This is a genomic window from Tropicimonas sp. S265A (assembly GCF_049800835.1).
Classification (GTDB): Bacteria; Pseudomonadota; Alphaproteobacteria; order Rhodobacterales; family Rhodobacteraceae; genus Dinoroseobacter.
The window spans coordinates 198,211-220,945 of sequence record NZ_JBNAFU010000004.1 but is presented as its reverse complement, the minus strand read 5'-3'; the positions used below and the strand labels follow the sequence as shown (position 1 = coordinate 220,945).

The window sequence follows — 22,735 nt, the reverse complement described above, 5'->3', positions numbered from 1 at the left end:
CTGTTTTCCCTTGCATGGGCAGGCAAAATACGATTGGACCAAAGCATGAACATGCTGCCTTTTACCTTCGCGGGCCTCAATCTGCACGCGCTGCCGTCCGGAGCGTTGTGGTGGGAGTCGGCGCGGTGCTTGATGGTGGCGGATCTGCATCTGGGCAAATCGGAACGTATGGCTCGGCGCGGCGGCGCTTTGCTGCCCCCATATGAAGTGACGGAAACGCTCAACCGGTTGAAAGAAGATATCGCTCTTCTGTCCCCGGCGGAGGTGCTTTGTCTCGGTGACAGCTTTGATGATACGGCGTGTTTCAAGGCTCTGCACAACGCCGATTTGGCGAAACTTTCAGATTTGCGGGCAAAGTGTAACTGGGTCTGGATCACGGGCAACCACGACCCCGTCGGCGTCGATGCGCAGGAGATGTTCGAACTGACACGAGGCCCGTTGGTTCTGAGGCACATCGCGCACGCGGGCGCTCTGGCCCCCGGCACCCTTGGCGAGGTTTCGGGGCACTATCATCCCAAGCATCAGGTGCCGACGCGCGGCGGACGGGTTTCTCGGGCGTGCTTCCTTGTCACCCCGACGCGCATGATCCTGCCGGCATATGGGGCTTACACCGGTGGGCTTCAGCTGTGTGACCCGGCCTTTGATACCTTCAGAACCCCCGGCAGCTATGCCATTCTGACCGGATCGCGACCTGTCGCTGTGCCCCTGGACGTCCCTTCGCAAAGTTCGGCAAGGGTGGCAGGCCGATGACAAACACGGCCGACTTGGAAAGCCGCATTCGCCAGAGTTTCGACCGCCAGAGCATGATGAAGACGTTTGGCGCAGAGTTGGTGGACGTCTCGGAGGGCAAGGTGGTGATCCGCGCGCCGGTTCTACCGAAAGCGACCCAGCAACACGGTTTCGCCCATGCCGCGCTTACCTTCGCGATCGGCGACTCCGCAGCGGGCTACGCGGCGCTTTCGATGATGCCCGCAGGATCCGAAGTGGTGACCGCCGAGATCAAGATCAACCTCCTCGCGCCAGCGACAGGCCCGGAACTGACGGCAACGGGTCGCGTGGTGAAATCCGGCAAACGTCTCTCTGTCGTCACCGCAGAGGTCATGCGCAGTGACGGGACCATCGTCGCCATCCTCCAGGGCACCATGGCGCCAGTGGTGCCCACCGGACAAGCCTAGGCTGTCAGCCCCTCGGGTTCGGACAGACCATGCGCGCGACAACAGGCCGTCACGGTGTTCGCAAGCAGGCACGCAATGGTCATTGGACCAACCCCGCCCGGCACCGGCGTGATCGCCCCGGCCACGGCGGCGGCGCTGTCAAAGTCGACATCACCAACCAGTCGCGTACCGCCTTCGGGCTTGTCGATCCGGTTGATCCCGACATCGATCACCGTTGCCCCGGGTTTGATCCAGTCACCGGGTACCATCTGCGGGCGTCCGACCGCTGCCACGAGAATGTCGGCTCCGCGAACGACGTCCGGCAGATCGCGCGTGCGCGAATGGGCAATCGTGACCGTGCAACTCTCGCCCAGCAACAGTTGCGCCATCGGTTTGCCAACAATGTTGGAACGCCCCAAAACCACCGCGTTCAAACCACTCAAGTCACCCAGATGATCCCGCAGCATCATCAGACACCCGAGCGGGGTGCACGGCACCATCGATTTCTGGCCGGTCCCAAGCAAGCCCACGTTTGAGATATGGAACCCGTCCACATCCTTGGCCGGGTCAATGGTGTTGATGACCTTGTCGGCATCAATATGGTCCGGCAAAGGCAACTGCACCAGAATGCCGTGCACCGCAGGGTCGGCATTCAATCGAGCGACCAGATCCAGCAACTCCGCTTCGGGCGTGGTCATCTCAAGCTTGTGTTCGAACGAGGCCATGCCCGCCTCTGCGGTCTGCTTGCCCTTGTTGCGGACGTAGACCTGACTTGCAGGATCTTCCCCCACAAGCACCACAGCCAGCCCGGGGGTTATCCCATGCTCTTCACGCAACCGCGCAACGTGCGTTGCAACCTGCGCACGCACATTGGCGGCAAAGGCCTTACCGTCGATCCGGGTGGCAGTCATCGGGTCGTCTCCTGAGGGGGTTGGGCGGGATCTGACGCACCGAGGGTTTGTTCCTCGCGCGCGATGGACCACGCGATCAGGGTTCGCCACAGGTCCTCTGCCAGATCCGGGCTCAACCGCTCACGATCTGCGGCGGCACGCACCTTTGCGACCACCTCTTCAACGCGCGACGGGATGTTCGCAGGCAATCCGGCTTCGGCCTTGATCTGCACCGCGCGATCGATGAAGCGCGCGCGCGTGGCAAGCATCTGGATCAGGTCTGCGTCCAATCTGTCGATCCCGCGACGCAGGTCCTCCATCGTGGCACAGCGGTCGGGGCTGTTTGGGCTGGTGTCTTTCATGGTGCCCCGCACATGCCCCGAAACCGGGCCTAGAACAAGCCTTCGATTTCACCTGTGTCGTTGAGCCGGATCGCCTCTGCCGCCGGGCCGCGTGGCAAACCGGGCATGGTCATGATCGCCCCGCAGATGACGACGATAAACCCCGCCCCCGCGCTGAGCCGGACCTCACGGACCGGCAGGCCATGTCCCTCTGGCGCGCCGCGCAGACTGGGATCAGACGAGAACGAATACTGCGTCTTGGCCATACAGATCGGCAGGTGGCCGTAGCCTTGCTCTTCCCATTCGCGCAGCTGCGCCCTGATTTTCGTATCGGCCAGCACCTCGTTGGCGCGGTAGATACGCTTTGCAATGGTTTCGATCTTGTCGAAAAGCGGTTTGTCATCCGGGTATAGCGGCGAGAAATTCGCCATATCCGCATCCGCCAATTCCGCAACACGCGTGGCAAGCTCGGTTACCCCGGCGGAGCCATCCGCCCAGTGACGGCACAGGTATGCCTCTGCCCCACGGCTTTCGGCAAACGCCTTGATCGCGGCAACCTCGGCATCGGTATCGGTGACGAAATGGTTGATCGCGACAACAACGGGCACGCCGAAGCTCTTGAGATTGGCGATGTGCCGCCCGAGGTTTTCGCACCCTGCTGTCACGGCAGCGACATCTTCGGTGCCAAGCGCATCCTTGGCCACACCGCCGTGCATCTTCATGGCGCGGACCGTTGCCACGACCACCACTGCCGCTGGGGACAGACCCGCCTTGCGGCATTTGATGTTCATGAACTTCTCGGCGCCAAGGTCGGCCCCGAAGCCCGCTTCTGTGACAACGTAATCCGCCAGCTTCAATGCTGTCCTTGTCGCGATCACCGAATTGCACCCATGGGCGATGTTGGCGAACGGCCCGCCATGGACGAAGGCCGGGTTGTTCTCAAGCGTCTGCACGAGGTTGGGCTGCATCGCATCCTTCAGAAGGACAGTCATCGCGCCGTCCGCCTTGATGTCGCGTGCGTAGATCGGGCTCTTGTCGCGCCGATAGGCGACGATGATTTCGCCCAGACGCCGCTCCAGATCGCCCAGGTCGGTCGCAAGGCACAGGCAAGCCATGACCTCGGACGCGACCGTGATGTCGAATCCGGCCTCCGAGGGGAAACCGTTCGACACCCCGCCGAGCGACGCAGTGATCTGTCGCAGAGCGCGATCGTTCATGTCCATAACGCGCCGCCAGACAACGCGGCGCTGGTCGATCTCCAGGCTGTTTCCCCAGTAGATATGGTTGTCGATCATCGCGCTGAGGAGATTGTGCGCGCTCGTGATTGCGTGGAAATCCCCTGTGAAGTGAAGGTTCATATCCTCCATCGGGACCACCTGGGCGTTCCCCCCGCCAGCGGCGCCACCCTTCATCCCGAAACATGGCCCGAGCGAGGCCTCGCGAATACAGATCGCGGCCTTCTTGCCGATGGCATTCAGCCCGTCCCCAAGGCCAACCGTCGTGGTCGTTTTGCCCTCGCCTGCAGGTGTCGGGTTTACGGCTGTCACAAGGATCAGCTTACCATCGGGCCGGTCCGCAAGCGTGTCGATAAACGCCTGGCCCACCTTTGCCTTGTCATGGCCATAAGGTACCAGCGCCTCCGATGGAACGCCGAGCTTCGCGCCGATTTCCGTAATTGGTTTCTTGTTGGCCGCGCGCGCGATCTCGATGTCGGAGCGAATTGTCATGCCATCTCCCCCGTGGTTGTCCCGATGGGTTCGGGATCAGTCACGCCAGTTCTAAAGCCGACATACTCCGAGGGCAGGAGCGATTACGACCTTTCACGCCGCGAAATCGCCTGTCTGGGTTTCTTTTCAGAAACCCGCGGTCAGTTATCGGAACGCACCGACCGGGTGGGAAACGCCCGTTTTGCGGCAGCGCTCAGGGCGTCATGGCGGACCCAGCTGCAGATCGCAAAGACAAGTAACAGTCCAAAACCCAGTTCAAGGACCTCTTCCATGACCACAAAAGCAAAATCCATGGGCTCGGTCAGCTCGATCCCGAAGGGCGCAAGCTTGCGCCCTGCCCCGTCGAGCGATTTGGCCACGACAACAGTGACAAAGGCAACGATGACCGACCACGCCCAGACCTCTGCTGCGCGAAGCCCTTGTATCAAGGGCCGCCAACCGTGGCGCACAAGATGGTACAGCGTGACCAGGATCAGGCAGACAAAGGCAGCGCCAATCAGCTTCTGATCGAGGGGGTAGTCGCCTGTATAGAGGCGCAATTGCAGGATGCCCTTCTCCATGAACCGCTTGTCGAAATCCAGTTCACGTGCCGTAAACAGGACCATGATGACCGCAACGGACCAGCCTCGACCGAATGCGAGGTCGGGTCTCAGCACCGCAAAGCCCAGCGCGCCGCACAGGAAAATCGTCGCGGACGCATTTTCGATCGCGCCACTCTCCTGCACGAAGTCATAGGCAGAGTTCCCGCTGAAATATCCCAGCGCGCAGAATGCGAGAGTCACGACGATCGCCAGCCAGAACGGCCAATGGCCGCCGGATGGGATCGGGCGATCTGAATCGAGGGTGTCTGCCATTTGGGGGCCGTTTTCGTGAACTGAGCCCTCGAACGTATACATAAGTGTTACAAATATCAATCGGCCAAACGAAAAGCGCCGCCCGAGCAGGCGGCGCTTCTCCGGATTGTGACGTCAAGCCATCAGGCCGTCGGCTCAGGCTCCAGACCACCATCCCCGGACGGCTTCGCCCGCGGCTTGGTCTTGGGAATGGCCGTGACAGAGGGTGTGCCGGTCGGCGGTGTGTCATCCTCATCATCACCGCGATTCAACGGCTCGCCATTCATCACCTTGGTGATTTCGGCGCCGGTCAGGGTTTCGTACTCAAGCAGACCTTGCGCAAGCCGTTCCCATTCCTCGTTTTTTTCGGTGAGAATGCGTTTCGCGGTCTCGTAGCCCTCGTCGATGATCTCCTTGACCTTCTGGTCGATGATTTTCTGGGTTTCCTGAGAATGGCTCGTGCCACCGCCATAGCTGCCCAGATAGGACTGCTGCTCGTTGGCATAGTCAACGTGGCCCAGTTCCTCGGCAAACCCGAACTGCGTCACCATGGCCCGGGCGATCTTGGACACCTGCTGGATATCAGAAGTCGCACCCGACGTGACATTCTCAGGCCCGAATTTCAGCTCTTCGGCGACCTTGCCTCCCATCGCCATCGCGATTTTGGAGGTGTACTTGGTCTTGGTCACACTCAGTTGATCACGCTCAGGCAGTGACATCACCAGCCCCAAGGCGCGCCCGCGCGGGATGATGGTCGCCTTGTGGATCGGATCGTGCTGCGGCACGTTCAGACCGACGATCGCGTGGCCTGCCTCGTGATAGGCAGTCAGCATCTTCTCGTCCTCGGTCATGACCATCGACCGGCGCTCCGCGCCCATCATGACCTTGTCCTTGGCGTTCTCGAAATCCTCCATCGTCACGAACCGACGCCCGACGCGCGCCGCCATCAACGCCGACTCATTCACAAGGTTTGCCAGATCGGCACCCGAAAAGCCGGGCGTGCCGCGCGCGATAATGCGCAGGTCAACATCGGGACCCAGCGGCACCTTGCGGGCATGAACGCCGAGGATTTTTTCGCGACCTTTGATATCGGGGTTCGGTACCTGCACCTGACGGTCGAACCTGCCCGGGCGCAGCAGCGCTGGGTCCAGCACGTCCGGGCGGTTGGTGGCCGCGACGATAATGATGCCCTCGTTGGCCTCGAACCCGTCCATCTCCACAAGCAACTGGTTCAGCGTTTGCTCACGCTCGTCGTTGCCGCCGCCATAACCGACGCCACGCGACCGGCCCACAGCATCAATCTCGTCGATGAACACGATGCAGGGTGCGTTTTTCTTGGCCTGCTCGAACATGTCCCGAACACGCGATGCACCAACGCCGACGAACATTTCCACGAAGTCGGAGCCCGAGATGGTGAAGAACGGCACGCCCGCCTCGCCCGCAACGGCGCGGGCCAGCAAGGTCTTACCCGTACCCGGAGGGCCCACCAGCAGAGCGCCTTTGGGGATCTTGCCACCGAGACGCGAGAATTTCTGTGGGTTGCGAAGGAACTCGACGATCTCTTCCAGGTCGTCCTTGGCCTCGTCGATGCCGGCAACATCGTCGAAGGTCACGCGCCCCTGCTTTTCGGTCAGCAGCTTGGCCTTGGACTTGCCGAAGCCCATTGCGCCTCCGCGCCCACCACCCTGCATACGGTTCATGAAGAAAATCCAGATCCCGATCAGGATCAGGAATGGCAGGAGCGTGCCGACATAGGCCAGAATGCCCGACTGTTCCTGCGGACGTGCCTCGATTGCGACGTTCTCCGCCAAAAGCAATTCAGTGACATCGACGCCCTCGGGCTTGACGGTGTTCAGCTGCTGACCATCGCCAGTACGCATCGTAATGGTTTCGCCATCGAGCACGACAGAGGACACATCCCCTTGCTCCACCCGCTCGACAAAATCAGAGTAGCTGATCGAACGCGCGTTTACGGTCGATTGACCGCCGCTAAACAGGTTGAACAGGGCCAGGATGAGCAAGAACAGCACAACCCAGAACGCGACATTTCGCAAATTGCCCACGGAAATTCTCCTTCGGTCGCCGGCGCGCACGGTCCCATGCGCATCAGTTAAAATAGCCACACAATGGGGCAATTCAATGCGGAATCAGGCCAGACAAGAAAGAAGTCATGTCAGGAGAGCTGTAAACTTGGACTGACAGGCCCCATGACAGGGCCGGAACGGCAATCGGCGTCTCGTTTTCCCACAGCGCCGGAAGGCTGAGAAGTACCGCTCGCGGCAGGTCGGAGGACACCTCGCCAAGCGCCCGCAGCCCGGCTTCCCCCAGAGCTGCGATGGTCATGTGCTGCTCCGGAGGCTCAACGTGCCACCGCTCGTCCCAAACCTGTTCACCGGACACGTGACACTCCGCAACAGCCGCAAGCTCTCGCGCGATAAACAGCTGCGCCCGGCGGGGAATGAGCTGACAGCCATGAAGCGTCGATGCTTGCCCCGCCTGTACCTGTTCCCATGTCCTGACCAGACTTGCGTAGCGCGGCCGATAGGGCTGGTTCGACGTCCATTGCAGGGCATGAGCCAGCAGGCGAAACCGTGTGTCTTCTTCAAGCTCTGACAAGCCATCCCGATCAAGAACAAGAACGCCGCTGGAGACCTTGGCGAGTTTCCTTGCGCTGGACAGCGCACGCGCCAGCAACGCAGTCTTGGCGCGCGCCATCGCGGTAGCCGTTGCCGCAAGACGCGCGGGGTCAAGCCCGAGCGCAGCAAGCTCATCCGCAGCCTTGCGAAACCGGACCCGTTCAAATTTCAGGTCTTCGTTGGAAGGATCATCGACCCAGTCAACCCCACGCGCCACCAGCCAGGATTTCAGCTCATCCCGCGTGCGCGCCAGAACCGGGCGCATCCATAAAGTGCCATGTGCGCGCCGGGCTTCCGCCATTGCGGCGAGCCCGTCAACACCGGACCCCCTTGCGAGCCGCATCAGGAACGTCTCGGCCTGATCATCCTGCGTGTGGCCGAGCAAAACCGCCTCCAGCCCCATGGTTCGCGCCCAGTCTGCCAATAGCAACTGCCGGGCCTCGCGCGCTTGGTCCTGAAGGTTTCCCGTTCCGTCCCAGCCAGACCAGCCAAGGGTCCGGTGCGGCACCCCGAGGCCCCTTGCAATGTCGCAGACACTTTTTGCCTCGTCTGCCGAACTGGCGCGCAAACCGTGATCGACCGTCGCGGCATGAACGCTGACATCGTTCAGGCCGGCCCATTCAGCCACAAGATGCAACACGGCGACCGAGTCGCTGCCCCCAGAAACCGCAACGCCGATCTTTGACCCCCGGGCGATGTAACCGGTCATGACCACGGCGACATGAGCCTCAAGGTCGCAATTGCTCAAGGGCAGCTCAACTCGCCGCGTGCGGTGTTGGCGTCCACGGCTGCCGGGCCACCCGGGAACCGGACGCTGACTTCACGCAGGGTCAGACACGCCTCATCCCGCTGGCCCAACGCGTTCAGCGATACCCCCAACTTATACAGCGCGTTGGGGGACTGCGGTCCGTTCGGCGTGCCGGAAAAGCTGTCCAGATAGGCGCGCGCGGCACCGTTCCAGTTGCTCAGGCTTGCGAGCGCTTCTCCGCGCAGGTAGTGCGCCTCCGCCACCAGCGGACCGCCCGGGTACGTTTCGGCATAGGTTGCGAACGCATCGGCGGCCGCCTGCGCCTGCCCGTCATCAAGCAGCGCGCGGGCCGCGTCGAAATCAGCCTGTTCTGCCAGTGCCAGTTCCGGGCCGGACGGTTCGGGCGAAGGGGGTGGCGCGACTGGTACAGGGGCTTCCGGTGCGGCCGCCTCGCCGCCCAGCGTGGTCGTTTCGCCCAATTGGGAAAAGTCGCCCCCCTCGAGTTCGACCAGACGGAATTCCAGATCGCCGATCCGATTGGTGCCGTCGGTCACGATGCTGTCGATCCGGAACTCCAGTTGCTCGGTCTTGGCCGTCAGCCGGGAAAGCTCGGCTTCGATCGTATCCACCCGCTCCAATGCGCCGGGCGGCAGGGTGATCTGGGGGCTGCCCGTTGTGGAAAGCTCGCGCCGCAAGCGCTGAATCTCGACGAAGAGGACGGACAACTCCTGTCGGATATCCGCAAGCGTCTGCGCATCGGGCACCTGGGCCTGCGCGGGCAAACCCAGCCCAAGCAGGCAAAACAACGATGCAGATCGTGCGAGCCGACTTAACATTGGACAGGCCTCAAGACCCTGCGCCAGCGCTCAGAACGGTCACGCCGCGACGGTTCTTGGCATAACAGCTTTCCTCGGAACAAATTTCAAGCGGGCGCTCCTTGCCGTAGGTGACAGTGCTCAACCGGTTGTCCGCCACACCGCGATCCACAAGGAAATCCCGAACGGCACTGGCCCGCCTTGCCCCCAGGGCGAGGTTGTATTCCCGCGTGCCCTGTTCGTCCGCATGGCCCTCGACCACCGCGGTGTAGGCCCCATTTTCAGTCAGCCACCGCGCCTGTTCCGTCAGCGTGGCCCGTGCCGCATCCGTAAGGGTACTTTGATCCACTTCGAATAGAACCCGGTCGCCGACCGCCTGCTGGAAGTAGGCAGGCGAGGTCGGATCGTCGATCGACCCGGACGTGACCCCGCCGTTTTGTCCAAACCCTCCTGCCGCGGTGGAGGAGTTGCCGAAAAGCCCGTTCTGCCCGGAACACCCGGCAAGGGCCGCCGCGGCAACCAGCGCCAGAAGTGTGCGGTGGGGAAAAAGTGTCTCGATTGCCATGGTCCCGATCCTCGTTCTGCTCATTATGGGAAGGCTTTTCATGGAGGCTAACACGCCCCGTGATCCGTGTGAATCCTATTCAAGCAAGGGGGACCAGGCCGGGTCGGACGCTGCGCCAGGCGTCGGCACCCGGCGCAGGTTCCGCCCCGAAATGTCGACTGAATAAAGCGCAGGCGCACCACCTGCACCAGCGGTTTCGCGGGTGAACATGATCACTCGGCCATTTGGCGCCCAGGTCGGCCCCTCATCGAGGAACGAGGAGGTCAGCAAGCGTTCCTCCGATCCATCCGCACGCATTACGCCGATATGAAACCGGCCCTTGTTTTGCTTGGTGAACGCGATCAGGTCCCCGCGCGGCGACCAGACCGGTGTGCCATAGCGCCCCTCGCCGAAACTGATCCGCCGCGCCTCGCCGCCGCCAGCGGGCATGACGTAAAGCTGCTGGTTCCCGGAGCGGTCACTTTCGAAAACAACCTGACGTCCGTCCGGGCTGTAGCTCGGGGCGGTTTCGATCGCGGGCGTGTTGGTCAGTTGTGTCTGCCGTCCCGAGCCGATGTCGAGCTTGTAGATGTCGGTGTTTGCGCCATTGGTCAGCGAATAGACCACGGACCGACCATCGGGCGAGAACCGTGGTGCGAAGCTCATGTTCGCACTGCCCCCGAGGCTCCGCGACCGCACGGAGTTGACGTCAAGCTCCGTGATCTGCGGCATACCGGTCGCATAGGATGTGTAAAGCACCTTGTCCCCGTTGGGGGAGAACCTTGGAGCCAGCACAATCGCGCTGTCATCGGTCAGAAACTGCACGTTCTGTCCATCGTAATCCATGATCGCGAGGCGCTTGCGTCGGTCATTCTTGGGCCCCTGTTCGGACACGAACACCACGCGCGTGTCGAAATATCCGCCTTCGCCCGTGATCCGCGAATAAACGGCATCCGCGACCTTGTGGGCCATGCGACGCCAGCTTTCGGGGGAAGCTGAAAATTGCAGACCTGCGCCGAGGGGTGCTTCTGCAAACACATCAAACAGCCGGAACTTCACCGACAGACGGCCATCCGCGCCGACCCCCACAGACCCCGTGACGAGCGCCTGTGCATTGATCGCTTTCCAGTCAGCGAACTGAACCGGCGAGTCAAACGACGTCACACGACTGATGAACGCGTCCTTCGGGATCGCGCGGAACAAGCCTGAATTCTGCAAATCCTGCGCTACGACGAGGGCGATGTTGTTTGCGTAGCGTTGCGCGGCGACGCTTTCGGCGACAAAGGCGGGGATGGCCACCGGCAGAGGCTCGATCACGCCCTCGGTAATCTCGATCCTGAGGGGGCCCGGTCGCGCCTGCGCGTCGGCGGGCATCGGCGCAAGGCCCAGTCCAAGGGCACAAGCCAGTGCGGAGAGCAGAAATTTCGTCATCGGATCCGCATCCTTTCAGGATTGAATGTCATTTCGATATCACGCCATTGCGCGTATTTCTCAACCGGCAGATCAAATCCACGTGCGCCGCAGCGGATGATTGCCCGGCGCGCAGCTTCATAGGCTTGCTGGGTAGCCGCTTCGGAACCACCTTCGGCATCGATCATGCGGATGGACCCCACGTTTGGTCGACCATCCTGCTCCATCTGGACCCCGACGGTCACGGTTGTGCGCAGCGCTTCGGAAGACAGGCTGCCCGTGTTCCAGCACTGCTGCACCGCCACGCGCAGTCCATCTCGCTCTGACGCTGTCATGGGTGGGCCGACCGGCAGTGTCGGATCAGCCGCGGGCGGCGTATCGCTGGCCTCCGCCACGGCCTCGGCCACCGCATTTGCAATCGGGTCCTGAGGGGTTTCTGGCTGCGGCTCGGGCTCCGGCTGCCGGACCGGACGGTTGGGGCGCGCTTGCGGGCGCGGCGTGCTGACGGGGGCGAGCGCAATTTCCTCGGACCGGCTGTCAGGATCGGTCTCCGTTGCCTCTGTAATGATCCGCGTGGTTGCCGCCTCCGGCGCTTCGGCCTCTTGTGGCTCTGCCGCCTCCGACCCTGCACCATCGGGGGTCGCGGCGTCTTGCGGGGTCTCGGCCAATTGGGCTTCTTCAGGAGGTTGGGGCACCGGAACAGGAGCGACACGATCCGCTGGCGGCGGTGGTAGTGGCGGTGCCTGAGGCGCAGGGGCGGATACTTCGGGCGGTTCGGCTTGAGGGGTTTCAACGGGCGGCGGGGGTGGTGGGGCCGGCACTTCGGCCACCGGCGCGGGCTGAGGCGCATCCGGAGCATCGGTGACAACCTCCGGGCGCGTTGCCTCGCGCCCTTCGAGGGCGGCTTCCGAGATCAGCGTCACATTCGTCGTTGCCGGCACAGGGTCGAGGGATGACCGAAACAGGGTCCCTCCCAAAATCACCCAAAGAATGATCGCAAGGTGACCTGCCCCCGACACGAGCGTGCCGGTGCTGAAACGACGGGTGAGCGCGCTCAACACGGCGGGCCTAGCCCTCGGGCTCCGGCGCGGCGTCACTCCCATCAAGACGTGGACCGCCCGTGTCCGTCACAAGCCCGATATTCGCAAAGCCACCAGCGTTCAGCGCCCCCATCACTTCCATCACGCGGGCGTACGGAATGGACCCATCGGCGCGCAGAAACACCTGATCGCTGGCCCGTTCAGCGGCGATCGCGCGCAGACGGGGGATCAGGTCTGCTGCGGGTACCTCGGTGGTCTGGATCATCACGCGCCCATCCGGAGCAATCGTCAAGGTCAGCGGCTCTTCCTCGTTACCGGGCAAGGCATCGGCCGCGGTGCGCGGCAGTTCGACCGGTACGCCAACTGTCAAGAGCGGGGCGGCGACCATGAAAATGATCAAAAGCACAAGCATCACGTCAACGAACGGGGTGACATTGATCTCGGACATCGGCTGTGATCCGCGCTTGCCGCGCCCGCGCCTGCGACTTCCGCCGCTGTCTTGAGGTTTGACGCTCGTAACCATGGGTCAGCTGTCCAACTGGCGCGACAGGATCGTGGCGAATTCGTCCGCGAAACTCTCATAACCGCCGATGATCCGATCCGCATCCGCCGACAGCTTGTTGTAGGCCACAACTGCCGGGATCGCCGCCAGCAAGCCCAATCCGGTCGCCAGCAGCGCCTCGGCGATGCCGGGTGCCACAACTGCGAGGTTCGTGTTCTGCTGGATCGCGATCTGCTCGAACGCATGCTTGATGCCCCACACCGTTCCAAACAACCCGATGAAAGGCGCGGTTGACCCGGTGGTTGCCAGAAAGTTCAAGCCGTAGCGCAGGCTTTCGGACTGCTTGGAGATCGCCACATCCATGGACCGGTCTATCCGCTGCTGCGCCCCGGCAATCAAATCTCCTGTCTCTCGTTGGGACCGTCGCCATTCCGTCATGCCAGCCGCGAATACCTGCTGCGCAGGTCCGTCGGGCGCAGGACCGATTTCATCGAAAAGATCGTCCAGCGGCTCGCCTGACCAGAACGCGCTATCGAATGCCAGCGCCTCGGACCGCGCCCGCCTGTAGGTCAGCCATTTCTGGATGATGATCGACCATGACCAGAAGGACATGGCGATCAGCCCGATCATCACCAATTGAACCGTAAAAGTCGCCCGCGCAAACAGCGCGAGGAACGAGAAGTCAACCTCGGGTGTCATGAGCCTGTTACTGCCTTTGTCCGGCGCCTTTGGCGCGCTTGTTTATGGGCGGCAGGTTACGCGAACTGGCGCAACAAGGAAAGAGAAAGCACCACTGCGCGCGTTATTCCGCAAAGGCCGCCTTCAGCGCGGCGGGCAGGCGCGCCGGTCGCCCGGCCCCTGTCAGGCAAACCAGCGTGACCGTTGAGGAAAACAGGCACGTCTGGGCACGCCAAACCGATTGATCAAGAACGATCCGGGCCCCCTTCAGCGCGTCGAGACTGGTTTTCACCATCAGTTGATCGTCAAACCTTGCCGGGCTCAGGTAATCCGCTTCCACCCGGCGTACTGCAAACACGATATCTTCTTCTGACTTCAGCGTTGTCTGGTCTATGCCCAGCTCCCGCACGTATTCCGTCCGCGCCCTTTCGATGAACCGAAGGTAGTTGGCATAATAGACAATGCCCGCGAGGTCAGTATCCTCATAATACACCCGCACCGGCCACAGGTGGGGACCGGTCATTGCAGCGCTCCGATCCGGGCCGCGAGCCGCAGGGCGTGGGTTGGATCTGTCGCCGCGACCGGCAGGACCGGATCGTAGGCGGCGCGGATCAAATCCCCGATCTCCGGGCGCAGGATAGCACCAACTCCGGGCAACACCGCGAGCGGCGAGGCATCGGTGAAAGCAGTGTCAGACCATAACAGGATTGTCTGAACTGCCTGGCTCAGGGCGATGGTTTCCGCCGGAACCTTCGACATCTCGGCATCCATCCGGACGAAAACGAACGCGGCCTTGATGCCGCCCGCCGCGTCGAACCGGAAAAACCGGTACTGGTTCGCGTCTGCCTGTCGTAAACGCGTCACCAGCGGCGCCAGATCCGGGATCAGCCGGTCGAGGTTCGGCGTGTCGATCAATTCCTGCCAATCGCGCAGGAAAAAGATCATCAGGTTGCTGCCCAATTCGGGGTCGGTCTCGATCACCTCAAGGCCCGCAAGGGTGGCAACAGCCTCCAGCGCGCCCTTCATGACGGAAAGGGTTTCCTCCTCAACCCCGAAAACGACCGGCGCCTGTGGACGTCCCCAACGCGCACAAAGGTAGCTTTCGTCGCTGCGCGTGAACAAGGAGGTGATCTGTTCAGGCTCCATGTGGCGCCTCTTTCTTAGGTCTGTTTTGTATCCGGGCAGGCATATCGCCGTGCCCACGCCAAGACAAATCGTCTGGTTCAAGCTGGGTCAGGCGGTTCGAACAGGTCGTTTTGCCCCGAAGCTGACGGTGCGTTCAGGCCCAGATGAGTCCACGCCTTTGCCGCCAGCATCCGCCCGCGCGGGGTGCGCTGCAGGAAGCCCTGTTGCAACAGGTAAGGCTCGATCACCTCTTCGACTGCATCGCGCGCCTCCGACAAGGCCGCAGCGATTGTCTCGATCCCCACCGGTCCGCCTGCATAGTTTTCAGCCAGCAAGGTCAGATAGCGCCGGTCGCCTCCGTCCAGACCAGCGGCATCTACGCCCAGCCGGGTCAGCGCGTGATCGGCCACGGCTTTGGTGATGACACCATCTGCCTCGACCAGGGCGAAATCAACGACCCGGCGCAGCAAGCGCCCGGCAATCCTCGGGGTTCCGCGCGCGCGCCGGGCAATCTCGGCAATGCCACCCGGCTCGGCCCCGACCCCCAAAAGGCGCGCGCCCCGGCTCACGATCTCCTGCAATTCGGGCACCGCGTAGAATTGCAATCGGACGGGGATGCCGAACCGGTCACGCAAAGGGGTCGTCAGAAGCCCCAGCCGCGTCGTCGCGCCAACGAGCGTGAAGGGTTGCAGCTCGATCCGGACAGTCCTTGCCGCAGGCCCTTCGCCGATCACCAGATCGAGCTCGAAATCCTCCATCGCGGGATAGAGCACCTCTTCGACAGCCGGGTTCAGGCGGTGAATTTCATCGATGAACAGCACGTCCCGCGGGTCGAGATTGGTCAGCAGCGCTGCCAGATCACCCGCCTTTGCGAGGACCGGCCCGGAGGTCATCCGAAAGTTCACCCCAAGTTCGCGGGCCATGATCTGCGCCAACGTGGTCTTGCCCAGACCGGGCGGACCGTGAAACAGCACGTGGTCCATCGCTTCGCCACGCTGTTTCGCGCTTTCGATAAACACTCGCAGGTTGGCGCGCGCCTCTGCCTGGCCGATGAACTCCTCGAGGATCTGTGGTCTGAGCGCTCGGTCGGCACCTTCGCGCTCTTCGGGGATCGGGTGCGGGCGCAGCATGGGATCGGGGTCGGACATGGTCGCTTATCCCTTCGGCGCCAAAAGGCGCAGCGCGCCCCGGATGACATCGGCTTCAGTGGACGCCCCGTCGGCACAAGCCTGCGCCACCGCGCTCGCAGCCTCTCCCTGCCCGTACCCCAGATTGACCAGCGCCGAGAGCGCAGACGCCTGATGGGCTGCACTATCCACGGCGCGCCCTGCACCCGCCTGAAAGGGCGGGGGCGCCGCCGCTGCGGGCTCGATGCCCGTTGCGGCGGCCGCTCCATCTGGCTCCTGGACCACCGCGGACAGGGTTGCGCCCATGGCCATCACCTGCGGCGCCTTTTCCTTCAGTTCGTTGACCACGCGCTGCGCGATCTTCGGACCCACGCCCTGAGCGGCCTTCACCGCCGCCCAATCACCAAGGGCAATGGCCCGGCTTACCCCGTCGGCCCCCAAGGCGGACAGGATGGACAAAGACGCTTTCGCCCCGATCCCCTGAACACTCATCAGCAATCGGTGCCACTCCTTTTCCAGCAGCGTGGCAAACCCGAACAATTGCAAGAGATCCTCACGTACCAGAAGATCGGTGTAGAGGACCGCCGCCTCCCCCGGTCCCGGCAGCGCGGCAAGCGTTCGGTCCGAACAGTACACAACGTATCCCACGCCCCGCACATCCAGCATCACATGGTCACTACTGCGATACGCGACCACGCCCGACAGCATTCCGATCATGCCACACCGCCGACTTGTGACGCGACAACCCGCTTGCGCGATTGCAGGTGGAATGCATGACACATCGCGATTGCCAGCGCATCCGCAGCATCCGGACCCGCAAGAACCGCGCCCGGCAATTGCAGCTTGACCATATGCTGAACCTGTTCCTTGGCGGCGTGTCCGACGCCCACAACGGTTTTCTTGATGTGGTTTGGCGCGTACTCAGCCACATCCAGCCCGGCCGCCGCAGGCACCACCAGCGCAATCGCCCGGGCCTGGCCCAGCTTCAGCGTGCCGCTTGCATCCTTGTTGACGAACGTATGCTCAACCGCCGCTGCATTCGGAGCGAACCGTGCGACGATCTCGGTCAGTTGCACATGAAGGCTCAGAAGGCGCGTCGCCAACGCCTTCCCGTGCGATGTGATCTCGCCATTCTCAACATGCCGAAGCCGACTGCCTGTGACGTCGATGACCCCCCAACCGAGGGTCCTCAACCCCGGGTCGATGCCCAATACGCGCATCTTTCCCCCGTAATTTTATCTGCTCTATGCGTGGTTAGCACGAAACAGGAACATCTGCCAACAACCAATCCCGTCATGATACCGGATCGGCCCCCGGGCACCGCCGCTTTCGTTATGCAATATGATCGGGGAAGCCATGCAGGTTTAGCAATTGTGCCGGTGCGCGACCCCTCCTAGATGCGGGTCACAAACACAAAGAAAAAACCGCCCACATCCGAGGATATCATCATGGCCTACACTGCTGTCAGCAAACCTTCTGCCACCGGACCTGCGTTCGACCTTGGCGCACTGTTTCGCGCCGCAATCGATGCCTACCGCATCCACCAGACACGCCGCATGCTGCGCGCGCTGTCGGATCGTGAGTTGCTGGACATCGGATTGGTACGCGCCGACATCGACAAGGTCGGCCTTTCAGGCAAGGCGCGCGGCTAAGCGCGCCGCCTAGAACGACAGGTACTGCGCGATTTCGAGCGTCATCGCATCGGGCGTCAACAGGATGCCCAACAGACGCTCGAATGTCGTACCGTCGCTCATGCCCTGAACATGGCCACGATAAGCCGCTTCCCCCATGCTCGCGACCGCGACGGATTTCAGCCCGATGACCATGGCGAACAGTAAGACAACCTTGCTGAGCGGCAGCCAGGATCCGGGCACACGGTGCTCGCGGTTCAAACGCAACATATCGGCTTTGCGCTGACGCGCATGCGCGATTTCGATCCGGTCAATCCGGGAGGCCATTGCAGACATCTGTTCGTCGCGGGACATAGACTCGCACCTGTAAACTCGTAACAGGCCCAGATTAGCATCCCCGCGCGAAATGTGCAGAGATCAAGGCAGAGTCAGGGTCAAACTGGTCCAATCGCCGATGCTGCGTCGCGCAGAAAGCGACAATCCCGCCAAGCTGTATGCATTGATCACGTCTTCGGCCTGTTCGTTGAGTAATCCGGACAGAATCACTGACCCGCCCTGCCCCAATGCCGCCGCAATTTCCGGCGCAAGATCGATCAGCGGGCCTTTCAGAATGTTTGCAAAAATCAGATCGTAAGGCTCGTGCGCCGCGATCTGTGGATGATCCAATCCAGTGGCTTCCAGACACAACACGCGGCCAGCCATGCCATTCGCGGCCAAATTCGCCTCTGCCACTTCGACCGCCACAGGATCGATGTCTGAGGCGACAACCGTGGCGTCCGGCGCAACCCGCGCCGCTGCCATCGCCAGAACCGCCGTCCCGCACCCGACATCCAGTACCCGCGCCGGGATCCGCCCCGCCTCCAGAAGCTCATCGAATGCGATCAGGCACCCTTGGGTGGTCCCATGGTGGCCCGTGCCAAATGCCATTGCCGCCTCGATCAGCAGTGGCACGACATCCGTAGGGACCCGGTCCGCATCATGGCTGCCATAAAGCAGAAATCGCCCCGCCCGAACCGGTGCCAGTTCGCGTTTGACCTTGGCGACCCAATCGGTCTCGGGCAATTCGGACACGGTGAACGGCTTTGCGCCAAACCCCGCCGCAAGCAAGGCAAGCCCGGCAATATCCGGGCTTTCCGTGAAATATCCGCCAACCTCCCAGAGCCCCGATCCGTCTTCGATTTCGAAGACCCCGACACCTGTCGGCTCGGGATCAAGACGCTCCATCGCGTCGCCGAGCGCTTCGGCCGGGGCTTTGCCAGCCAATGTGGTCAGCGCTGTAAAGGTGGGCATGGGGCAGCTCCGTTGGATCAGTTGCCGCCCCCTTAGGCCCTCGCGCGCCTACTCGCAAGCATGGCTCACGCCTGTGCGCCGGTTCCGATCGGGCATGAAACGCCTGTCCCACCGATCCCGCAGTATCCGCCGGGGTTCTTGGCGAGGTACTGTTGATGATAATCCTCGGCAAAATAAAACTCGGGCGCATCGATGATTTCCGTTGTCACCGCACCGTAGCCTGCCGCCGCCAGTTTCGGCGCGAACGCGGCTTTGCTGGCTTCGGCCGCGGCCTTCTGCGCGGGCGAGTAGGCATAGATGCCCGAGCGATATTGCGTGCCCACATCGTTGCCCTGGCGCATGCCCTGCGTGGGGTCATGGCCTTCCCAGAAAACTCTCAGCAGGTCCTCATAGCTGACCTTCGACGGATCATAGATCACGCGAACAACTTCGTTGTGACCAGTCTGCCCAGAGCAAACCTCCTGATATGTCGGGTTTTGCGTAAACCCACCGGCATAGCCGACCATCGTCGTCCAGACGCCGTCCAGCGACCAGAACATCCGTTCAACCCCCCAGAAACAGCCCATCCCGAACATCGCTTCGTCCATCCCGTCGGGCACATCCGCACGCAGCGGACGGCCGGAGACGAAATGCATCTCGGCGGTGGGAATGGCTTGTGTGCGTCCGGGCAACGCCTCGTCCGGCGTAATCATCTGGGCTTTCTTGCGGGTCATGAAGAACATGCGTTTCCTCCTTGGTTCCCCCTTAGGTAGGATCGCGGTCTCGAATTCTCCATGATTCCAGCATCTCTTGGCCCGCTTTGCCGAACAGATTTTGGTGAACCGAGACAATGAGGGTGTTTTGATGAAGCTGCGGCAAATCCGTTTATACGTTCTGTTCACTGTCGCCCTGTGTGCCTTGCAAGCGATGGGGCTGCACCTTGGCACCGCGCTGAACATCGACTTTGGCTGGAGCACGGTTGTGCTTGCAAACCTGATCGCCGCGCAGGCGGTACTGTGGTCGTTTGTCCGGCAGACCGGGCGCGGGATGTCCCAGATCGAAAAACTGCGTTTTGCAGGCTATGCGGCGTTCCTGACCACGCTGCTGGCTTTGGGCGTGATCTGGCTGTCGCAAGCCGCGACCGGCGCGTTGAGCCCGGGTGCAGGCATAATGACCTTCATCGCAGCGCAAGACCTGTACGACCTCGCCTATGGGTTCGGCGTCAGCGTTGCGGCGATTGTGATGGGGCTGAGTTTTGGAACTCGGACAAGTTTGCGGCTGCGCTCACGCTTCGGAAAACCGCGTCATTCGGCGGGCGCGGCCAACCGGGTCTGAAACACCGTCTCATGGCCCGGCCCCGGGTGGCGCGGGATCATCAGCGCCAGACAGAGCGACGTCGCCGCCATGCCTGCGGCCAGCCAGAATACCCCACCCGGCGAGACAATCCAGAGATAGCCCAGAGATGCCGGTAGAAACACTGCCGCGATGTGGTTGATGGTGAAGGCCACCGCAGCTGTCGGCGCGATATCCCCCGGGTCGGCTATCTTCTGGAAATAGGTCTTGAGTGCGAAAGCCAGCGCAAAGAAAAGGTGGTCGAGCACATAAAGCGCTGCCGCCAGCACCACGCCCCAGCCGAACCAGTAGATGCCGCCATAGGCTAGAAACACGCAGATCAGCCCGACATACTCGAACGCCAATGCATTACGCTCGCCGAACCGGGCAACGGCTTTGCCCATCAACGGCGCACACAGCATGTTGGCCACGAAGTTGATCAGGAAAAGCGCCGTGACCTCGTGCACTTCGAACCCGAACTTCTCCACCATCATGAAGGCGGCAAAGACGACGAAGATCTGTCGCCGCGCGCCCGACATGAACTGCAACGCGTAATAAAGCCAGTAACGGCGGCGCAGCACCATGCGCTTGCGCTGCGGGTTGGGGGCTTCGAACTGCGGAAAGGCAAACAGGCAGAAAAGTGCAATCGCCATGCAGGCCCCGCCGGCTGAGAGATAGACAAAGCTGTAGCTCAGATCGAAGGCCTTCCAGCTGACCACCAGCGTGCCGTAGCTTAGCAGCGATGCAGCAGACCCCGCCGCCACAATCCACCCCAACGTCTGGGGGGCCTTGTCCTTGTCGATCCACTGCAGTTGGAGCGATTGGTTGACCGTTTCGAAATAGTGAAACCCGATGGAACTGAGCAACGTCATCGTCAGGATGCCGCCATAGGTCGGGAACTGCGCCGTTAGCGCCGTGCCAATCCCCAGCAACACCAGAGAGGCCAGACCAAGCATCTGTTCGCGGATAAAGATGATCAGAAAGATCACCCCGACGGCCAGAAAACCTGGAATCTCCCGAACTGTGTGCAGCCAGCCGATCTCAACCCCGGTGAACCCCGCACGCTCTATCACGAAGTTGTTCAGAAGCGCGGACCACGTGGCAAAGGCGAGCGGCATGGCAAAGGCCATGAGGAACAGCAACACGACAGGCTGGCGCCAGCGCGGCAGAGAAGACGCTTCGGACAGGGGCACGATCTGCATGGGCGCAGCTTTACGCCTCCGCGCAGGTCATGGCGAGGAAAAAGGCGTGATCTGGATCAAGGTCGCCGCACAGCAGATGTGCGAGACACATTCAACTTCGTGAATGGAGGCGCGCGGGATGGACATACTCCCCCTTGTGGAACGGATCGGCGAGGGCCCCACAGCAGCCGTGTTCGGGCTGATCACGGGCATCGTGTTCGGAATCGCGGCCCAACGCTCGCGCTTTTGCCTGCGCGCAGCGGCGGTTGAGTTCGCACGTGGCAGTCTTGGGGACCGCATGGCGGTCTGGTTGTTGTGCTTTTCCACCGCCCTAGTCTGGGTGCAGGGCGCGGCCCTGACCGGGCTGATGCGGGTGGAGGATGCACGTATGATGGCGGTGCCTGGATCCTGGTCGGGGGCGATCATCGGTGGGCTGATGTTCGGCGTCGGAATGGTCCTTGCGCGCGGGTGCTCCGGGCGGCTGCTGGTCCTGGCGGCCACAGGGAACCTTCGATCTGTGGTCTCGGGCCTGATCTTTGCGGTGTTTGCAATCATGGCACTTCAGGGTGTCCTGGCCCCGATGCGAGACATGCTTGCGTCGCTCTGGATCACCTCCGGAGGAACCAACATGAATCTTCTGAATGCGCTTGGGGTTCCGGAGGCAAGCGGACTGGTCTTGGGACTTGTGCTCGCGCTTATCGCGCTTGAGCTCTCCCGCCGTAATCAGATCGGGGCAAAACGACTGTTCATGGCGTCGGGCGTCGGGTTCGCCGTCGCTCTCGGGTGGGTGCTGACATTTGCCTTATCGCAAGTTGCCTTTGATCCTGTCCCAATCGAAAGCGCGACATTCACGGGACCTTCCGCGAACACGCTCTTGTTCTTTCTTGAACCGAACCCGGTGCTTGAATTCGATATCGGTCTGGTGCCCGGTGTCTTCGTCGGGGCATTTCTGGCTGCGTGGGCAGGCGGTGAGTTGAAATGGCAGGGGTTCGACGGGGCCGCCCCGATGACACGGTCGATGATCGGTGCGGCGTTGATGGGCTTTGGCGGTATGCTTGCCGGCGGGTGCGCCATCGGAGCTGGCGTCACCGGCGGCTCTATTTTTGCCGGTACGGCCTGGCTCGCGCTGACCTGCATGTGGATCGGCGCCATGATCACCGACTATCTGGTTGACCAGCGCGGGCTGAACACCGCTCGCATCTGAGCCATGTCTATGGCGCGGGTGCTGCGGGCTTTTCCCGTAGCCAAACCCAGAAACTCAACGCAATCGCGGAACCGGAAACTAAGGTCATCACCGTTCCGGGAAAGAAATTCACGTAGCCCGGAACATCGACGAAAAACAGGTACCCCAGATCCGCAAGACCGCCGACCATGCCTGTTACCCAGATGGCGGTCATGTTGGACTTCCAGATGAATATCGCGCCGATGATCGTTGCCACGCCGAACCACGCAAGGTTCCAACCATGCTGGTTCAGAATGCCACCCACGGCTCCGGGATAGTCGTGCGCCAATTCCTGCGACGGGACTGCGTCGGCAATTGCCTGAAAGCCGCCGGCCGCATCACTGAGCAAGACCACGCCACCTGCAAAGGCATGGACCAAACCCCAGATAACCCACAAAACAGCAGAGATCTTCAGCATGAGCCTTGCGCGCTGGGACATGGAAACGATCCTTTGTGGTGGCGGTCGCGCAACGACCGTGATTGGGTCTCGGAAGATGACCATGATAAAAGTTGATTAAGTCAACAATCTG

General features: G+C 61.9%; 27 protein-coding genes. 5 read left to right on the top strand and 22 right to left on the bottom strand.

Features of this window, described 5'->3' with window-relative positions:
* Positions 1 to 45: 45 nt before the first annotated feature.
* Both pdeM and ACP15N_RS12815 read left to right on the top strand, forming a co-directional pair.
* A complete protein-coding gene (pdeM, locus tag ACP15N_RS12820; protein WP_425092699.1) occupies positions 46 to 750 on the top strand; it encodes a ligase-associated DNA damage response endonuclease PdeM in 705 nt (234 codons plus the stop codon).
* Positions 747 to 1,175, top strand: coding sequence for a PaaI family thioesterase (locus ACP15N_RS12815; RefSeq protein WP_425092698.1), 429 nt, complete (start codon positions 747 to 749; stop codon positions 1,173 to 1,175). Before pdeM ends, ACP15N_RS12815 begins: the two co-directional genes overlap by 4 nt.
* Here the strand turns inward: ACP15N_RS12815 and folD are convergent.
* The 17 genes from folD to ruvC form a co-directional block, all read right to left on the bottom strand.
* Complete coding sequence (folD, locus tag ACP15N_RS12810) at positions 1,172 to 2,065, bottom strand: bifunctional methylenetetrahydrofolate dehydrogenase/methenyltetrahydrofolate cyclohydrolase FolD (protein WP_425092697.1); 894 nt, start codon at positions 2,063 to 2,065, stop codon at positions 1,172 to 1,174. The two genes, ACP15N_RS12815 and folD, sit on opposite strands and share 4 nt — an antisense overlap.
* Positions 2,062 to 2,406 (bottom strand): chorismate mutase, encoded by a 345-nt coding sequence (locus tag ACP15N_RS12805; protein WP_425092696.1) that lies wholly within the window; start codon positions 2,404 to 2,406, stop codon positions 2,062 to 2,064. Before ACP15N_RS12805 ends, folD begins: the two co-directional genes overlap by 4 nt.
* 29 nt (positions 2,407 to 2,435) lie before the next feature.
* Positions 2,436 to 4,112: a formate--tetrahydrofolate ligase gene (locus ACP15N_RS12800; RefSeq protein WP_425092695.1), complete on the bottom strand. Its 1,677-nt coding sequence runs from the start codon at positions 4,110 to 4,112 to the stop codon at positions 2,436 to 2,438.
* 140 nt (positions 4,113 to 4,252) lie between these two features.
* Positions 4,253 to 4,966: a hypothetical protein gene (locus ACP15N_RS12795; RefSeq protein WP_425092694.1), complete on the bottom strand. Its 714-nt coding sequence runs from the start codon at positions 4,964 to 4,966 to the stop codon at positions 4,253 to 4,255.
* 122 nt (positions 4,967 to 5,088) lie between these two features.
* A complete protein-coding gene (ftsH, locus tag ACP15N_RS12790; protein WP_425092693.1) occupies positions 5,089 to 7,008 on the bottom strand; it encodes an ATP-dependent zinc metalloprotease FtsH in 1,920 nt (639 codons plus the stop codon).
* 73 nt (positions 7,009 to 7,081) lie between these two features.
* A complete protein-coding gene (tilS, locus tag ACP15N_RS12785) occupies positions 7,082 to 8,290 on the bottom strand; it encodes a tRNA lysidine(34) synthetase TilS (RefSeq protein ID WP_425092692.1) in 1,209 nt (402 codons plus the stop codon).
* Between the two features lie 35 nt (positions 8,291 to 8,325).
* Complete coding sequence (ybgF, locus tag ACP15N_RS12780; protein ID WP_425092691.1) at positions 8,326 to 9,165, bottom strand: tol-pal system protein YbgF; 840 nt, start codon at positions 9,163 to 9,165, stop codon at positions 8,326 to 8,328.
* Positions 9,166 to 9,175: 10 nt separating this feature from the next.
* The gene (pal, locus tag ACP15N_RS12775) at positions 9,176 to 9,709 is read right to left on the bottom strand and encodes a peptidoglycan-associated lipoprotein Pal (RefSeq protein WP_425092690.1); all 534 of its coding nucleotides are present in this window, start codon (positions 9,707 to 9,709) and stop codon (positions 9,176 to 9,178) included.
* A gap of 75 nt (positions 9,710 to 9,784) precedes the next feature.
* Entirely contained in the window at positions 9,785 to 11,119 is a 1,335-nt protein-coding gene (gene tolB, locus ACP15N_RS12770; RefSeq protein WP_425092689.1) for a Tol-Pal system beta propeller repeat protein TolB, read from the bottom strand.
* On the bottom strand, positions 11,116 to 12,156 hold the full coding sequence (locus ACP15N_RS12765) for an energy transducer TonB (RefSeq protein ID WP_425092688.1): 1,041 nt from the start codon (positions 12,154 to 12,156) through the stop codon (positions 11,116 to 11,118). Before ACP15N_RS12765 ends, tolB begins: the two co-directional genes overlap by 4 nt.
* 10 nt (positions 12,157 to 12,166) lie before the next feature.
* Positions 12,167 to 12,661: a protein TolR gene (tolR, locus tag ACP15N_RS12760; RefSeq protein WP_425092687.1), complete on the bottom strand. Its 495-nt coding sequence runs from the start codon at positions 12,659 to 12,661 to the stop codon at positions 12,167 to 12,169.
* Between the two features lie 3 nt (positions 12,662 to 12,664).
* Complete coding sequence (tolQ, locus tag ACP15N_RS12755; protein WP_425092686.1) at positions 12,665 to 13,339, bottom strand: protein TolQ; 675 nt, start codon at positions 13,337 to 13,339, stop codon at positions 12,665 to 12,667.
* 103 nt (positions 13,340 to 13,442) lie between these two features.
* Positions 13,443 to 13,841: a tol-pal system-associated acyl-CoA thioesterase gene (gene ybgC / locus ACP15N_RS12750; RefSeq protein ID WP_425092685.1), complete on the bottom strand. Its 399-nt coding sequence runs from the start codon at positions 13,839 to 13,841 to the stop codon at positions 13,443 to 13,445.
* Positions 13,838 to 14,464, bottom strand: a complete 627-nt coding sequence (locus ACP15N_RS12745; protein WP_425092684.1) for a hypothetical protein — start codon at positions 14,462 to 14,464, stop codon at positions 13,838 to 13,840. Before ACP15N_RS12745 ends, ybgC begins: the two co-directional genes overlap by 4 nt.
* Before the next feature lie 77 nt (positions 14,465 to 14,541).
* Positions 14,542 to 15,591, bottom strand: coding sequence for a Holliday junction branch migration DNA helicase RuvB (ruvB, locus tag ACP15N_RS12740; protein WP_425092683.1), 1,050 nt, complete (start codon positions 15,589 to 15,591; stop codon positions 14,542 to 14,544).
* A 6-nt stretch (positions 15,592 to 15,597) separates the two neighbouring features.
* Positions 15,598 to 16,287 (bottom strand): Holliday junction branch migration protein RuvA, encoded by a 690-nt coding sequence (gene ruvA / locus ACP15N_RS12735; RefSeq protein ID WP_425092682.1) that lies wholly within the window; start codon positions 16,285 to 16,287, stop codon positions 15,598 to 15,600.
* Positions 16,284 to 16,790, bottom strand: coding sequence for a crossover junction endodeoxyribonuclease RuvC (ruvC, locus tag ACP15N_RS12730; protein WP_425092681.1), 507 nt, complete (start codon positions 16,788 to 16,790; stop codon positions 16,284 to 16,286). Before ruvC ends, ruvA begins: the two co-directional genes overlap by 4 nt.
* Positions 16,791 to 17,018: 228 nt before the next feature.
* On the opposite strand from ruvC, the gene ACP15N_RS12725 reads away from it, so the two are divergent.
* Entirely contained in the window at positions 17,019 to 17,222 is a 204-nt protein-coding gene (locus ACP15N_RS12725) for a DUF1127 domain-containing protein (protein ID WP_425092680.1), read from the top strand.
* Between the two features lie 9 nt (positions 17,223 to 17,231).
* Here the strand turns inward: ACP15N_RS12725 and ACP15N_RS12720 are convergent, their stop codons facing one another.
* From ACP15N_RS12720 to msrA, 3 genes are all read right to left on the bottom strand, one after another.
* The gene (locus ACP15N_RS12720) at positions 17,232 to 17,555 is read right to left on the bottom strand and encodes a hypothetical protein (RefSeq protein ID WP_425092679.1); all 324 of its coding nucleotides are present in this window, start codon (positions 17,553 to 17,555) and stop codon (positions 17,232 to 17,234) included.
* 63 nt (positions 17,556 to 17,618) lie between these two features.
* A complete protein-coding gene (locus tag ACP15N_RS12715; protein WP_425092678.1) occupies positions 17,619 to 18,491 on the bottom strand; it encodes a 50S ribosomal protein L11 methyltransferase in 873 nt (290 codons plus the stop codon).
* A 65-nt stretch (positions 18,492 to 18,556) separates the two neighbouring features.
* A complete protein-coding gene (gene msrA / locus ACP15N_RS12710; protein WP_425092677.1) occupies positions 18,557 to 19,213 on the bottom strand; it encodes a peptide-methionine (S)-S-oxide reductase MsrA in 657 nt (218 codons plus the stop codon).
* A gap of 121 nt (positions 19,214 to 19,334) precedes the next feature.
* Here msrA and ACP15N_RS12705 point away from each other — a divergent pair, with 121 nt between their 5' ends.
* Positions 19,335 to 19,805 carry a hypothetical protein gene (locus tag ACP15N_RS12705; protein ID WP_425092676.1) on the top strand — a complete coding sequence of 157 codons (471 nt, stop codon included), beginning with the start codon at positions 19,335 to 19,337 and terminating at the stop codon, positions 19,803 to 19,805.
* Here the strand turns inward: ACP15N_RS12705 and ACP15N_RS12700 are convergent.
* A complete protein-coding gene (locus ACP15N_RS12700; protein ID WP_425092675.1) occupies positions 19,775 to 21,004 on the bottom strand; it encodes an MFS transporter in 1,230 nt (409 codons plus the stop codon). The genes ACP15N_RS12705 and ACP15N_RS12700 overlap by 31 nt on opposite strands.
* A gap of 118 nt (positions 21,005 to 21,122) precedes the next feature.
* On the opposite strand from ACP15N_RS12700, the gene ACP15N_RS12695 reads away from it, so the two are divergent.
* Complete coding sequence (locus tag ACP15N_RS12695; RefSeq protein ID WP_425092674.1) at positions 21,123 to 22,187, top strand: YeeE/YedE family protein; 1,065 nt, start codon at positions 21,123 to 21,125, stop codon at positions 22,185 to 22,187.
* Positions 22,188 to 22,194: 7 nt separating this feature from the next.
* On the opposite strand, the gene ACP15N_RS12690 is transcribed toward ACP15N_RS12695, so the two are convergent.
* Positions 22,195 to 22,644 carry a hypothetical protein gene (locus tag ACP15N_RS12690; RefSeq protein WP_425092673.1) on the bottom strand — a complete coding sequence of 150 codons (450 nt, stop codon included), beginning with the start codon at positions 22,642 to 22,644 and terminating at the stop codon, positions 22,195 to 22,197.
* Between the last annotated feature and the right edge of the window lie 91 nt (positions 22,645 to 22,735).